This window comes from Weissella soli (assembly GCF_001761545.1).
In the GTDB taxonomy this organism is placed as follows: domain Bacteria; phylum Bacillota; class Bacilli; order Lactobacillales; family Lactobacillaceae; genus Weissella; species Weissella soli.
Window position 1 is genome coordinate 286,319 of the sequence record NZ_CP017326.1, and the last position, 14,410, is coordinate 300,728.

The 14,410-nt window shown below is 44.9% G+C and carries 13 protein-coding genes; 11 read left to right on the forward strand and 2 right to left on the reverse strand.

What is annotated here, in order from left to right; genetic code table 11:
- Positions 1 to 78: 78 nt before the first annotated feature.
- The 8 genes from WSWS_RS01375 to WSWS_RS01410 all read left to right on the forward strand — a co-directional run bounded on the left by WSWS_RS01375 (position 79) and on the right by WSWS_RS01410 (position 8,658).
- Positions 79 to 921 (forward strand): peptidylprolyl isomerase, encoded by an 843-nt coding sequence (locus WSWS_RS01375; RefSeq protein ID WP_070229580.1) that lies wholly within the window; start codon positions 79 to 81, stop codon positions 919 to 921.
- A 141-nt stretch (positions 922 to 1,062) separates the two neighbouring features.
- Complete coding sequence (locus WSWS_RS01380) at positions 1,063 to 1,341, forward strand: co-chaperone GroES (protein WP_070229581.1); 279 nt, start codon at positions 1,063 to 1,065, stop codon at positions 1,339 to 1,341.
- Positions 1,342 to 1,388: 47 nt separating this feature from the next.
- Positions 1,389 to 3,008 carry a chaperonin GroEL gene (gene groL, locus WSWS_RS01385; protein ID WP_070229582.1) on the forward strand — a complete coding sequence of 540 codons (1,620 nt, stop codon included), beginning with the start codon at positions 1,389 to 1,391 and terminating at the stop codon, positions 3,006 to 3,008.
- A 320-nt stretch (positions 3,009 to 3,328) separates the two neighbouring features.
- Positions 3,329 to 3,529 (forward strand): cold-shock protein, encoded by a 201-nt coding sequence (locus WSWS_RS01390; RefSeq protein ID WP_070229583.1) that lies wholly within the window; start codon positions 3,329 to 3,331, stop codon positions 3,527 to 3,529.
- Positions 3,530 to 3,746: 217 nt separating this feature from the next.
- Positions 3,747 to 4,781: an AI-2E family transporter gene (locus WSWS_RS01395; RefSeq protein ID WP_070229584.1), complete on the forward strand. Its 1,035-nt coding sequence runs from the start codon at positions 3,747 to 3,749 to the stop codon at positions 4,779 to 4,781.
- Between the two features lie 151 nt (positions 4,782 to 4,932).
- The gene (locus WSWS_RS01400; RefSeq protein ID WP_070229585.1) at positions 4,933 to 6,309 is read left to right on the forward strand and encodes a cytosine permease; all 1,377 of its coding nucleotides are present in this window, start codon (positions 4,933 to 4,935) and stop codon (positions 6,307 to 6,309) included.
- A 151-nt stretch (positions 6,310 to 6,460) separates the two neighbouring features.
- The gene (locus tag WSWS_RS01405) at positions 6,461 to 7,921 is read left to right on the forward strand and encodes an amino acid ABC transporter substrate-binding protein/permease (protein ID WP_070229586.1); all 1,461 of its coding nucleotides are present in this window, start codon (positions 6,461 to 6,463) and stop codon (positions 7,919 to 7,921) included.
- Positions 7,921 to 8,658: an amino acid ABC transporter ATP-binding protein gene (locus WSWS_RS01410; protein WP_070229587.1), complete on the forward strand. Its 738-nt coding sequence runs from the start codon at positions 7,921 to 7,923 to the stop codon at positions 8,656 to 8,658. The genes WSWS_RS01405 and WSWS_RS01410 overlap by 1 nt, the downstream gene beginning before the upstream one ends.
- 104 nt (positions 8,659 to 8,762) lie before the next feature.
- Here WSWS_RS01410 and WSWS_RS01415 read toward each other — a convergent pair whose 3' ends face one another.
- Both WSWS_RS01415 and WSWS_RS01420 read right to left on the reverse strand, forming a co-directional pair.
- Positions 8,763 to 9,728, reverse strand: coding sequence for a class A sortase (locus WSWS_RS01415; RefSeq protein WP_070229588.1), 966 nt, complete (start codon positions 9,726 to 9,728; stop codon positions 8,763 to 8,765).
- 9 nt (positions 9,729 to 9,737) lie between these two features.
- Entirely contained in the window at positions 9,738 to 10,274 is a 537-nt protein-coding gene (locus tag WSWS_RS01420) for an LURP-one-related/scramblase family protein (RefSeq protein WP_070229589.1), read from the reverse strand.
- A gap of 237 nt (positions 10,275 to 10,511) precedes the next feature.
- On the opposite strand from WSWS_RS01420, the gene pta reads away from it, so the two are divergent.
- From pta to WSWS_RS01435, 3 genes are all read left to right on the forward strand, one after another.
- Positions 10,512 to 11,492, forward strand: coding sequence for a phosphate acetyltransferase (gene pta / locus WSWS_RS01425; protein WP_070229590.1), 981 nt, complete (start codon positions 10,512 to 10,514; stop codon positions 11,490 to 11,492).
- A 184-nt stretch (positions 11,493 to 11,676) separates the two neighbouring features.
- Positions 11,677 to 13,089: a replicative DNA helicase gene (gene dnaB / locus WSWS_RS01430; RefSeq protein ID WP_070229591.1), complete on the forward strand. Its 1,413-nt coding sequence runs from the start codon at positions 11,677 to 11,679 to the stop codon at positions 13,087 to 13,089.
- Positions 13,090 to 13,202: 113 nt separating this feature from the next.
- On the forward strand, positions 13,203 to 14,393 hold the full coding sequence (locus WSWS_RS01435; protein ID WP_070229592.1) for an MFS transporter: 1,191 nt from the start codon (positions 13,203 to 13,205) through the stop codon (positions 14,391 to 14,393).
- The last annotated feature ends 17 nt before the right edge of the window (positions 14,394 to 14,410 follow it).

Below are 14,410 nucleotides of genomic sequence, written 5' to 3' on the forward strand. Positions count from 1 at the left end.
TAGCAGGACGCTGAGGCTTAAGGTTTTTCCACCAAGATTCGGTATAATAGAAGGTATTGAAAAAGCTAGGAGTGACTCATGAAGAAAGATAATGGACTATTTATTGGTCTCGGCGCCCTTGTTTTGGTCGTCGGATTGATCGCAGCTGCCCTATTGACGACCTCGTCAAATGACGCAGCCACAACCTCATCAAGTTCGTCAGCAGAATCGACAACTTCAACGCGGCAAACGGAAAGTAAGGCCAAGTTGGACAAGGAGCCGTTGCCACAACTTTCGACAACGGTGGCTGATGATGAATCTGAGGTCATTTTGCATACGACGGCCGGCGATGTCACGATTAAGTTGTTTAACACCTACGCCCCTTTAGCTGTTAAGAATTTTATTGTTCATGCTAAGGCGGGGTACTATGACAATACGACTTTCCATCGTGTCGTCAAGGATTTCATGATACAAGGTGGGGATCCACAGTCAGCCAAGAATCCAGATGCTGACACAGTTGGTTCAGGTGGTAAGTCAATTTATGCACCGGGTCAATCAAACGCTGATAAGTCAATTGACTCAGGTACTGGTTTCAAGAATGAAATTAGCTATAGTTTGTATAATATTCGCGGTTCATTGGCCATGGCTAATGCCGGGACTGATACAAATGGCTCACAATTCTTTATTAACCAGAATAGTGATGACGTACAATCACAAATTAGTAAGAAAGTTTATCCATCAAAAATTTATACGATCTACAAGCAGGGTGGTAACCCAAGCCTTGATGGTAGTTACACGGTCTTTGGCCAAGTGATTAAGGGCATGACTGTCGTTGATAAGATCGCATCGGCAAAGGTGAAAACAAATGCCAGTGGCGAAAAGTCAAAACCAACGTCACCAGTAAAGGTTACCTCAATTACAGTCGTCAAAGAAGCGGAATAATGTCTGTGACACAGCAAATTCAGAAAATGAATTTGCTGTTTTTTATTGCATTTTTAAGTCAGTATGCTAATATTATATATGTAGCTTAGCACTTGATATTAGTGAGTGCTAATAAAATCTTATTGTTTGGAGGATTGCATAATGTTGAAGCCTTTAGGAGATCGAGTAGTGATCAAGGTTCAAGAAGCGGAAGAGCAAGTAGTTGGGGGTATCGTCTTAGCTTCAAATGCGCAAGAAAAGTCAGTTGAAGGTACAGTGGTTGCCGTTTCAACACAAACAATTGGTGATTTCAATGCACCAACTGCTGTTAAGGAAGGCGACAAGATTGTTTTCGACAAGTTTGCCGGGAGCGCAGTGAAGATTGATGGTGAAGACTACCTGGTTCTGCATGAAAAGGACATCATTGGTGTACTTGCCTAAAACGTTGAATATAAATAAATAATTAATTAATCGAGGTGTAAACGAAAATGGCAAAAGAGTTGAAGTTTTCAGAAGACGCACGTTCAAAGATGCAAGCTGGGGTGGATAAGCTTGCTAACACAGTTAAGACGACTATCGGTCCTAAAGGCCGTAACGTTGTGATTGAGCAATCATTTGGCGCACCAACCATCACTAATGATGGGGTGACGATTGCTAAGTCAATTGAGTTGGAAGACCATTTTGAAGATATGGGTGCCAAGTTGGTTGCTGAAGTGGCCACCAAAACTAATGACATCGCTGGTGATGGTACAACTACAGCGACTGTTTTGACACAAGCCATCATTAATGAAGGTTTGAAGAATATTACCGCTGGTGCTAATCCAGTTGGTGTCCGTCGGGGAATCGAAAAGGCAACCAATGCAGCTGTTGACGCATTGCATGACATGTCAAAGACAGTGTCAACAAAGGAAGAAATCGCCCAAGTTGCCTCAATTTCAGCGGCTGACGAAGAAGTCGGGGCATTGATTGCCGAGGCCATGGATCGTGTTGGTAATGATGGCGTGATCACCATTGAAGAGTCAAAGGGTATTGAGACAACGCTTGATGTTGTTGAAGGTATGCAATTTGATCGTGGTTGGATGTCACAATACATGGTTTCAGACACGGATAAGATGGAAGCCAACTTGGACAACCCTTACATTTTGATCACGGATAAGAAGATTGGTAATATCCAAGAAATTTTGCCAGTGTTGCAACAAGTTGTTGAGCAAGGCCGGGCAATGTTGATTATCGCTGATGATATCACTGGCGAAGCTTTGCCAACCTTGGTCTTGAACAAAATGCGTGGTACCTTTAATGTCGTTTCAGTGAAGGCCCCTGGCTTTGGTGATCGTCGTAAGGCACAATTGGAAGATTTGGCTATCTTGACGGGTGGTCAAGTGATTACAGATGATCTTGGCTTGGCCTTGAAGGATGTGACCTTGGCACAACTAGGACAAGCTGCTAAGGTGACTGTTTCAAAGGACAATACGACGATTGTTGAAGGTGCTGGTAGTTCAGATGCTATCGCAGAGCGTGTTGCCCAAATCAAGGCCCAAATTGCCGAAACAACTTCTGATTTTGATCGTGAGAAGTTACAAGAGCGTTTGGCTAAGTTAGCTGGTGGTGTGGCAGTCATTAAAGTTGGTGCTGCTACCGAAACTGAGCTAAAAGAGCGTAAGTATCGCATTGAAGACGCTTTGAACGCCACTCGTGCGGCGGTCGAAGAAGGGTTCGTTGCTGGTGGTGGTACTGCCCTGGTTAACGTTATTCCAGCCGTTGCTGCCTTGTCAGAGACGGGGGATGTGCAAACAGGTATTAACATTGTTAAGCGCGCCTTAGAAGAACCAGTTCGTCAAATCGCTGAAAATGCTGGTTTGGAAGGTTCTGTGGTTGTTAACAAATTGAAGGAGCAAGTACCAGGCTTTGGATACAACGCGGCAACGGACGAGTGGGTTGATATGATTGCGGCCGGAATTGTGGACCCAACCAAGGTTACCCGTTCAGCTTTGCAAAACGCGGCTTCTGTTTCAGCCTTGTTGTTGACGACTGAAGCCATCGTGGCTGAATTGCCAAAGGATGATGCTGCTCCTGCTATGCCACAAGGTGGTATGCCAGGTATGATGTAAGCAAACGATAATTGATAGACGTGTTCGTCGTTAATCGACGGAGACGTCTTTTATTATTTAGCCGTTTTTCGGGTCAATGCCGATTGATTTAAAGTCAGTCGTATGATTAAAAAATGGCTAGACTCTTGCTATCAAACGGTTTAGCCACCTTTGAACAAAAAATTCAAAACAAATTTCAACTTCGTACTAGCTTTTATGAATTGTAGGTGTTATACTAAAAACAAGTTAAAAAGAGTTTTGTTTTAATGTTTTAGAGATGTTTGGCAGCCGATTTTTGATTTATAAATTTTTATTGGCGAAATGCCAGGAGGTTCTATCACATGGAACAAGGAACAGTAAAGTGGTTTGATTCAGAAAAGGGATTTGGTTTCATTTCTCGCGAAGCTGGTGACGATGTATTCGTTCACTTCTCAGCTATTCAAGGAGACGGCTTCAAGGCTCTTGAAGAAGGTCAAGCTGTATCATTTGAAGTTGAAAACGGTAACCGTGGCTTGCAAGCCGCTAACGTTACTAAGTTGTAATCAACTTTAGGAAAAACCATTACACTTCGGTGTGATGGTTTTTTTTATGCATTCACGTCTGGTTTAGTTGCTGAAGAAGCAGCGCTGCTACACGGCAGGATGCCAATGTGTCTCAAGCGCCAGGTTGATCTGGGCGTGGCCAATCAGCAGGCTGTGGAATTAATCATGACTGATAAGTAGTATAATGGGATTATTAATTTATTGAGTAGGTATAATGATGTTTGAAACACTTTCTAAGTGGTGGTGGACTGATAAAACACAAAAGTATGCAGCGTTAATTGTGCTCATACTGGTGGCGTTTCTCATCCGGCACTCGTTATCATTGGTCTTATTTGCCACGATTTTTGGTTATCTGGGAGTGAGCGGGGGGCGCACGATTCATAAGTACACTAGATTGCCCTATATCGCGGCCGTGATTAGTTTTTTCGTGACGCTAATTGCTGTTTTTGCACTGATTGTCTCTTTGATTGCGCCAATGTTTTATAAACAGGGGTTATATCTATATGAGGCCATTGTGAAGGGCCTCGTGAAGTATCCGCAAATTGAACAGCTTGCTTCTAGTTATATGAGTAAATTTAATATTACTGGTAAAGTCGGCGATCTGGTGCAAACCATTTTGCGGGGGTCGTTGAGTACTCTATCAGAAATTTTCCATGCGACTTCAGAAGTGGTCCTCGCCTTGTTCTTGGCTTTTATTTTCGCCATGACATTTAAATCAATTCGTCGCTTTGGCAACCAGTTTTTATCATCAGATTTTCCAGGTTTTTTCAAACATAGCTACCTGTTATTGAGCAAATTTGCCTACATTTTAGGCCAAATTTTTGAAGTTCAGATTGTGATTGACGTTTTCAACACCACTATTATGTTAATTGGTTTCATGATTATCGGGATGCCCTCACCCGTGGTCCTCGGGATGCTGGTCTTTATCCTAGGCTTAGTGCCGGTTGCCGGTGTGTTAATCTCAATGGTGCCATTAACAATTTTGGCCTTTTCAACGGGGGGCCTGGTGATGGCGGTTGAGGTCCTGCTGTTCGTCTTGCTCGTGCATACTTTTGAAGCATACTTCTTACACCCAAAGTTGATGGCATCGCGTTCGGAATTACCAATCTTTGTGACCTTCACGACGTTGATCTTCATGGAGACCTTCCTAGGTGCCTGGGGGTTGATCGTTGGGGTGCCGCTAGTTTCATTCTTCTTGGATGTCCTAGGCGTGCATAGATTTTCTGGCCAAACTGAAACATTTGAAGACTAATCGAAGTCGTCCATTCATTGGGTGGCTTTTTTGTAATAATTTTTGCATGGTTTTTTCGCGAAAAGTTCGGTAAACTTACAGACAATGTGAAGAATCTTTCATATGGAACTTTTAACTGTCCGTCCAGAGAGACGACCAAAGGAGTAGCACAATGAAACATAAGCAATTCGGTAAGGTAACAGCCGTGCCAATGGCCGAGCGCGCCATGACTAACTGGGACATGTTTGCCACATGGATCGGTGCCAATGCGAATAATGGTACCTGGTATATTGGCGGAGTGATCGCGGCAGCGGGGATGTTGACGGCATCGACAACCCTAATTATCACCGGCGTGTTGTCATACATCCTCTTGGCCTTGGCATCCTATATGGGTTATAAAACCGGGTTACCAGCGATGGTGTTGACCCGGGCATCCTTTGGGTTGCGGGGGTCATTTATTCCATCGATCATCAACTTGGTGCAGTTCATCGGTTGGGCGGCCGCTAATACATTTATCGCGGCCATCTCGATTTCGGTGATTTTTAAGGACCTCTTTGGTTGGGCCGTCTATGGCTCAAAAGGCGGGAACTTCGGCTTAATTTTGGGGATTGTCATCATGTCGATCCTGCATCTGATCAGTATTTCTTTGGGTGAAAAATCAGTCCGGATGATTGAACGTGTCGGTATTATTTTAGTTTTTATTTTTGTAATTTGGGAAACGGTGGTGGTGTTGAAGACCGTCTCGCTACAGGACATCATGCAATGGCATGCGCCTGCCAAAGTTGCAATGACGAGTGGTGCCGCGGTTGACGTTTTGGCCGCGTTCAATTTAGCGTGGGTCACCGCAGCCGCCGATTTTTCACGGTTTACACCGAAGAAGCAGGCAGCGACGACCCTGTCATTTCTGGGTGCGAATATCGGGTTGTTCTGGTTCACTTTTGTGGGCTTGATGGCGACCATCGCGACCGCAATTACATTGAACGCATTTGATCCAAATAATTCGGACCCCTCAACCATTGCCTCAAAGTTAGGTCTAGGCAGTCTGGCGTTGGTGGTGATCATCATTACATCAACGACGGCCAATGCGGTGAATTTGATGGCGGCCGGCTCTGCGTTAACAAATATGTTCCACAAGCTACGACTGACACCAGCTTTGTGGCTGGTCACTATTGGCGCTACCATCGTCTCATTTATCCCCTTAGTGGTCGCTTCATTCTTAGATTCATTTATTGTCTTTCTCGATGCGATTGGCATGTTTTTGGGCCCTGAAATTGCCGTATTCTTGGTGGACTTCTTCCTGGTGCGCAAGGGTGCATATGTTTTTGATGAATTTACCAAGATTGACGGAGCGTATTGGTATAATAAGGGTGTGAACTGGGTCGCCATCATTGCCTGGGTGCTTGGTGTCAGCTTGTACTTTGGTTTGAAGAAAATTAGTTTCATTGCGGATACGATCGGCGCCACTTTTGTATCCATGGCTTTGACGGCAGCGATTTATTATGTGGCTGCCCAGTTCATCATGAACAGCAAGCGTGGCACCCAGGTCTGATCGATGAGATTTGTAAAGATTTTGTAACCTGATGTCAGAAAAGCTAACATAAATTCTGTCTTGTAAATTTGATTTCAGGTAAACTAACTATTAGAGTATTTTGAGGTTAGCTTAAGACTAGCCGAATTTAGAGAAAATGGAGGAGTGTGTAATGCGTAAATGGCTAGTAAGTCTGTTAGTAATCGCGTCGGCTATATTTGGAATGCTGGTGGGGTTTGAACAGGCAAATGCGGCAAGCAAACCACACTACACGATTACGACGGATTCAACTTACCCACCTTTTGAGTTCCAATCAAAGAATGGGAAGTACATCGGAATCGACATGGATATGTTAAAGGCCATCGCCAAGAAAGAAGGCTTCACCTATACATTGAAGCCAATGAGCTTCAATGCCGGTGTTCAGGCGGTCCAAGCTGGTCAAGTAGATGGAATTCTAGCCGGAATGACAATCACTGACGAACGTAAGCAGACGTTTGATTTCAGTGAACCATACTACAAGACGGGGGTTGTCGTCGCAATTTCTGCTAAAGACAAGACGGTGAAGTCTTTGAAGGATTTGAAGGGGAAGACGGTTGCATTGAAGACCGGAACCGCCGGAGCAACATATGCCGAATCCATTCAAAAGAAGTATGGCTTTAAAGCAACTTATTATAATGATTCAAATATTATGTATAACGCGGTCATCACAGGTAACGCGGTTGCTGCGTTTGAAGATCAACCAGTGATGTTATACGCCATTAAGCAAGGAACGGCTTTGAAGATTATTTCAAAGCAGGTTGCCAATGGTGGTTGGTATGGGTTTGGTGTCAAGAAGGGCTCACAAGCTGCGCTACTAAAGTCATTTAATGCAGGCTATAAGAAGATCGTTGCCGATGGTACTTATGACAAAATCGTCAACAAGTATCTCGGAGATACTGGGGTTAACTACAAAGAAGTTAAGGCTGATTCATCACGGGATGACAGCACAAGCTTTGTATCAATCTTCAATGAAAACCGCAGTGCTTTGCTGAATGGTTTGATTAAGACGATTGAGCTAACCGTCCTTGGTGTTGTCTTGGCTTCAATTTGGGGAATCTTGCTAGGTGTCATGGGTGTGGTACCTTCAAAGTTCATTCAAGGTTTGTCAGCAACGATTATTTATATTTTCCGTGGCCTACCAATGTTGGTTTTGGCATTCTTCATTTATATCGGTATTCCTAATGTGACGGGACAACGTATCCCAGCGTTTACTGCTGGAATTATCACGTTGATTTTGAATGAAGGAGCCTATATTGGAGCCTTTGTTCGCGGTGGCTTTATGTCAGTCGATCCTGGTCAAATGGAAGCGGCGCGTTCGCTTGGTATGCCATATGGCAAGGCGATGCGTAAGGTCGTGATGCCACAAGGAATCCGCTTGATGATTCCAAGTTTCATTAACCAATTTATTATCACATTGAAGGACACCTCACTATTGTCAGCGATCGGAATTATCGAATTGACACAAACTGGAACCTTAATCATTGCCCGTAATCTACAAGGATTTAAGGTTTGGTTGATGGTGGCAGCTTTGTACCTCATCGTGATCACATTGTTGACATGGTTGTCTAACTGGGTAGAAAAGAGGCTGAAGTAATGGCTAAAATTGTTGAAGTTACAGATTTACACAAGAGTTACGGGGATAATGAAGTCCTTAAGGGTGTCAGCCTGAGTGTTGAAGAAGGTGAAGTCGTTGTCATGATCGGGCCCTCAGGGTCTGGTAAGTCAACTTTCTTACGTGCTTTAAACAAGTTGGAAGAAGTTGATTCAGGTGAGATTAAGATTGCGGGTTGGGATTTTAAGAATCCTAAAAATGACATTAATAAGACGCGCATGAACATTGGTATGGTGTTCCAACACTTCAATTTGTTTCCGCATCTAACGGTATTGGAAAACTTGATGCTAGCGCCAACTGAACTTGGTAAGATGAGTAAGGAAGAGGCTGAAGCAACCTCACGTAAGCTCCTTGAGCGCGTTGGTTTGGTCGAGAAGGCCGATGTGAAGCCAAATACTTTGTCAGGTGGTCAAAAGCAACGTGTGGCGATTGCACGTGCTTTGGCGATGAATCCCAACATTATGTTGTTCGACGAACCAACGTCAGCCCTAGATCCAGAAATGGTGGGGGATGTTTTGGCAGTAATGAAGGAATTGGCACAAGAAGGCATGACGATGATCGTCGTTACGCACGAAATGGGCTTTGCTAAGCAAGTGGCTGATCGGGTGGTCTTCTTTGACAATGGTTTGATTCGTGAAGAAGGCACACCAGAAGCAATCTTTAATCAACCAAAAGACCCTCGGACCCAAGAGTTCTTGAACAAGGTCTTAAATGTCTAATGATAGCACTGGGCATGGTGGTAACCTGCTAGTCTGCAGTTGGATAACAGTGTGACCGAAAAAGGCCAATCCTTAGGATTGGCCTTTTTTGCACGATAAAATCTTTATTTGGTACCGCCGGCATCCCCGTTGACACCTTCCTCAGTACCCGGATTAAACCAAGCGGCATGCGCATTAGTCGCTTGGTTGGTTAAATCGAAGTAGCCAACTGTGCGGTCGCTGGCGTTGGCCCAAGTCGCTGACTTAGTAAGGGTCGCATGGGTAATGATGCGATAATTGGTATCAGGAAACAAGCAGCTGATAATGGTTAGTTTAGCGTGTTTCGTAGCGTTCAATACACTGACATCGCTTGGCTTGACGAGGTCTTGGCCCGTAATGGTGTAGGTGTAGATATGCGTGCCATTTGCGAGATAGACCTTTTGGCCTTGCAGCCAATCAGATGAACCGGGTTGACCGTTTTGCAGGTAGGGCGCGTTTTGGCTCCGGTTTTTTTGGAGGGCAGAAAAACCAGTGTGGCCATCGTTGAAATTATGGGCCGCTAATCCATAATTGCCCTGGCCCATGACTGGCATGTTAGTGCCATTGGGATCATCAGCCGAGCGGTTAGCGTAGTTTGCCCCTTGGTTAAGACCGGCCACTGAGTACGCATCATCGTAGATTGGTAATAGAATTGAACGGGTTGGGATCGCAACGAAACCTTGCTTGTGATAGCCGTTGGCAGCGTTGCGCATCACCATTTTAGCAATGCGTTGACGGGCCGTGAGCGCATATATTGTGTGCGTGCGTTGTAATTTTTGATAGTGATAGTGCTGTAGCTGTTTTTGCGTAGTCCCGGCGATATTGAAGATATTGGTTTGCCAGATTTGAAAACCGATCAGGCTGATTGCAAATGCCAGCACTAAATGCGCTAAGGACCGCCTGATGGCGAGGTGCCAGTGGTGATGTAACCGGTAGGACCAAATGATCGACCAGAGTGTCATGAGCCCAAATAGGCCGAGGGCAACTGGCAGCATGGTTTTGAAGATGTGGGTTAATTCGATTTGCGTTGAAATCGCGGTGAAGTTTGGCATGATTAGATCCTAGGCGTGATATTTAATATTTTGCACAGCCAGCTTTTGGCTAAATAAAGGCTGCCAAGCTGGATAACGTTGCTGACTTTGAATGGTTTGCCAACGGTCGATAAAGGCGATGATCAAGATGATCGCAGGGCCAAATTTTTCATCAGTATAGGTGATTTGCAAACGAAAGTTATTTGTGGGGACGACCCGGGCTAACGTACGGGTGAGGTTTTTGACCGAATAGTGGCGTCGTTGTGGGTTACCAATGACCAGCCAATTTAAGTGATTAATGACTAATAAATCGCGAAATTGGGTTGAGAGACCGAACGACCCGAGTTCTTGGGCATCTAATTTCAAAACAAAGCGCGGTAAAAAACCGGCGGCAGTTTGCACGATTTTACAATGGCTTTCAGCACCGGGCGCAATTAATTGTAATTGATCGCCGGGACGCCCAAAGTCCCCAATGATATGATAAAGCAGTTTGCCGTTTTGATCCGTAATGCGGCTCACACCGAAACCTTGTTGCTGTGACGTTTGTTGTAAATAAACGGTAGTCATCCAAAGTACCTCCAATCCCGTCAGTCGTCACGTCGTGTATTTAGTTTAAGTATACCGGTAAAAACAAATTCAACCAAATTTTATTAACAGACTAGACGCGTGCCGGCTGGTTGGGTATAATTTCTATGTGAAGAAGTTCACTAAAATGATATCCTTATCGTTAGGCACGTGCCTACTGATTGTGGGATAATATAGTTGGTAGATGAAATTTGATTTTAAGAAGATGGAGTATTTCTCATGGAACTCTTTGAACAATTAAGCACCCGTATTAAGGGGCAAGGTAAGGTTTTGGTATTCCCTGAAGGAGAAGATGCCCGGATCCAAGGAGCGGCGGTTCGTTTGGCAGCAAGTGACTTGGTCAAGCCAATTTTGCTTGGTGACCAGGCGACCATTGCGGCAACTGCAGCCGCCAATCACTTTGATTTGTCAGGTGTCCAAGTGATTGACTTAACCGAATATCCACAGGACGCGTTCGATCGCATGGTCAATGCATTAGTTGAACGTCGAAATGGTAAGACGGATGCCGCGACAGCAGAAAAGTGGTTAGGGGATGTGAACTACTTTGGTACGATGATGGTTTATCTTGGGTTGGCTGATGGATTAGTTTCCGGTGCTGTGCACCCAACGAGTGATACGGTGCGGCCGGCCTTACAGATCATTAAGACCGCTCAAGGATCATCACGTATTTCAGGTGCATTTATTATGCAACGCGCAGAAGAACGCTATATTTTTGCTGATGCGGCCATCAATATTGATCCGGATGCGGCAACGCTAGCAGAAATCGCGATTCAATCAGCACACACCGCGAAGACATTTGGTTTAGAACCACAAGTTGCCATGTTAAGCTTTTCAACGAAGGGTTCAGCTAAAGCACCACAGGCCAATAAAGTGATCGAGGCCACTGCTTTAGCCCAACAAGCGGCGCCCACTTTAGCCATTGATGGTGAATTACAGTTTGACGCGGCCTTCAGTAAGACGGTGGCGGCGGCGAAGGCTCCTGAATCTAGCGTGGCTGGTCACGCGAATGTCTTTGTCTTTCCTGATTTACAATCAGGGAACATTGGCTACAAAATTGCGCAACGTTTGGGTGGCTTTGAAGCGATCGGACCAATCTTACAAGGATTAGCAGCCCCAGTGGCTGATTTGTCACGGGGTGCCAACGAAGAAGATGTTTACAAGGTAGCCATCATCACCGCGGCCCAAGCTTTAGAAGCCTAACTTAAAATGCCTCTAGTTAAACAGATATTCGGCAAACGGATATCTGTTTTTTTATTGACCGAGATTGCGTCAAGCGGTGGTGATTAAGGGAACGAATATATTTTAACCTTTGCTATCCACAAATGAACGTTTGATTGGTATGATAGTAAGATAGGATTCTTGAATGAAATGGGAGGTAACCATAATGGCGGATGAAGTGAACACTTTGGTACAACAGGCGCCACAGGATATTCAGGCTGAACAAGCGACGCTAGGCTCAGTCTTGATCAGCACGGATCCAGCGGATACGTTAGCTGAAATTAATGCGATTGTTGAACCAGATGACTTTTTCCAAACACGGCACCGGCTGATCTATCGTGCAATGTTGACCCTGGATGAAAATCTCCGACCAATTGATGTACTGACCTTAATTGAACAGTTAAATATCATGAACCAGCTGGAAAACGCTGGTGGTGAAGCCTATTTGGCTGAATTAGCCGTTGCGGTACCGATTGCGCGTAATGCCCCAGTCTATGCGGATATTGTTAAACAAAAAGCTTTACGTCGGCGGTTGATTGATTTGTTGGCTAATGGAACCGAGGAATCATATACCGATATGAAGTCGGTGGAAGATTTGATTTCAGAGTTATCATCAGGTTTGGATGCGATTGAAACCGGGGCCAATGATGCTGACTTTGAACGGATCGGTGACGTGGTCACCGATGCATTCGACCGGATTGAACTAAATGCCAAGGCTGATGGTACGGTGGTTGGTTTGGCGTCTGGTTATCCAGCGCTCGATAATATGACCACCGGCTTTGGTGGTGGTCAGGTGATTATCATAGCGGCTCGTCCGGGTTTGGGTAAAACGGCCTTTGCTTTGAATATTTTGAAGAACGTGGCGGTGGAAAACCCCACCTTACCCGTGGCGTATTTTTCACTTGAAATGTCTGCGGTGGACTTGGTTGATCGTATGCTGGCTGCTGAGGGCAATGTCCACTCAAAACATATTCGAACCGGGCAATTGACCGATGAAGAGTGGACGAGTTTAACGGTGGCGATGAGCTCGTTAGGCAATACAAAAATCTACATGGATGCATCATCCAATATCCGGGTTTCAGAGATTCGTTCGAAGCTACGTCGTTTGGTGAAACGTGAAGGCAAACTTGGCCTAGTAATCATTGATTATTTGCAATTGATCGAAGGTACCGGCAACGAGTCACGGCAACAACAAGTGTCAGCCATTTCGCGGGCAATTAAGAACATGGCCATGGAACTGGATGTACCGATTATTGCGTTATCACAACTCTCACGTGGGGTCGAATCGCGTGATGATAAGCGACCACGGATGTCTGATTTGCGGGAATCGGGCTCAATCGAGCAAGACGCCGACATTGTCGCGTTTTTGTATCGTGATGATTATTATCAACGTGACAATGACAATACGGAGAGTCTGCAGGATCCGCGGCATGAAGAGGCGGATGTGGGTGACATGGAAGTGATTCTAGAAAAGAACCGTCGTGGTGAACGAGGCACGGCACACGTGTTATTCGTGAAATCATACAATAAGTTCTCTTCGGTGGATTACACCCACGATGACAGTAATCCATTTGGTTAATTAAGGATGCAGAGCATGATGTGGAACTAACTGGTGTCAGTTAGTTCCACATTTTAATTTTTATGCGCTAGCCCATGATACTGGGGTAGGTTTGACAGATTGAGAGGAAAATTGTGGCAAAGAATACGGCGGGGCTATCACTAAAATGGCTCTTGATAGTGAGTTTTATTAATAATTTCGGCATGGGTTTCGTGTGGCCACTGACATCAGTGTATCTCCACAGTGAACTCCATCAATCGATGGTGACCATTGGTTGGGTGTTGTTAGCAAATTCAGCTGGGCAAGCGCTAGGCAGTGCCATCAGTGGTGCCTTGTTTGATAAATTTAAGCCAATTAATATCATTAAATTTGGGGTCGGCATGATGATTCTGATCCAATTAGGGTTGTTTTTCTATCATGGTTGGCCATCATATGCCATCTTCTTGGCGTTTTATGGCTTAATGGCCGGTTGGATGGGTGGCATCATCAATGCTTACGGAACGAGTGTTCATCATTATGACGGTCGCTTTGTTTACAACATGTTGTATTTCACAGCTAATTTTGGCATGGTCTTTGCGACCTCTTTAGTTGGCCCCATCTATAGTTTTGGGGTGCAGTGGTTATTTGTGGTGGCGTTATTGATGTATACCATCTTATTCATTATTGTTTATCTTAACTTTGATGTGCCACTTGAACGCCATGTTACTGAGCATAGCAGTAGTAAGATGACATTACCCCGAGCTAATGCCATTATGATCGGGGTGGTCATTGTCGCTTTGATTGGTATTTGGATTGCCTATTTCCAATGGAATGGGTCGATTTCCGTCTATATGGAATCAGTTTTAAAGTTACCGCTCTGGCAGTATTCAATGTTGTGGACGATCAACGGTGGCTTAGTCGTGATTTTCCAGTTAATTATCAATGCATTGAATCTCTCAACGAATACGCGGGCAATGTGGTTAGAGTTGATCATTGGGATGGCCTTATTTGTCGGCGCATTCTTTTCTATTTCATTTGCCAAAGATTTTGCAGGCTTTGTCTTGGCGATGGTGATTACCACGATTGCCGAGGTTATGGTCTTTCCAATGTTACCCGCGCTGGTTAATGAATTGACGCCAGCGGCGGTCAAAGGGCGTTATCAAGGGTTAGTCACGGCCGCCCCCAGCATGGGCCGAGCAATCGGACCGGTCGTTGGTGGTTTCATGATCGATGCCCATGGCTATATCAACATGTTTCGTGCGATGGCGTTGTTGGTTGCAGGGGTATATGTTATCTTTATAGGAATTGCTTTACTAGTTATGCGACGCACCAAGCGTTACGTATAAAAAAAGGGGGAATTCCT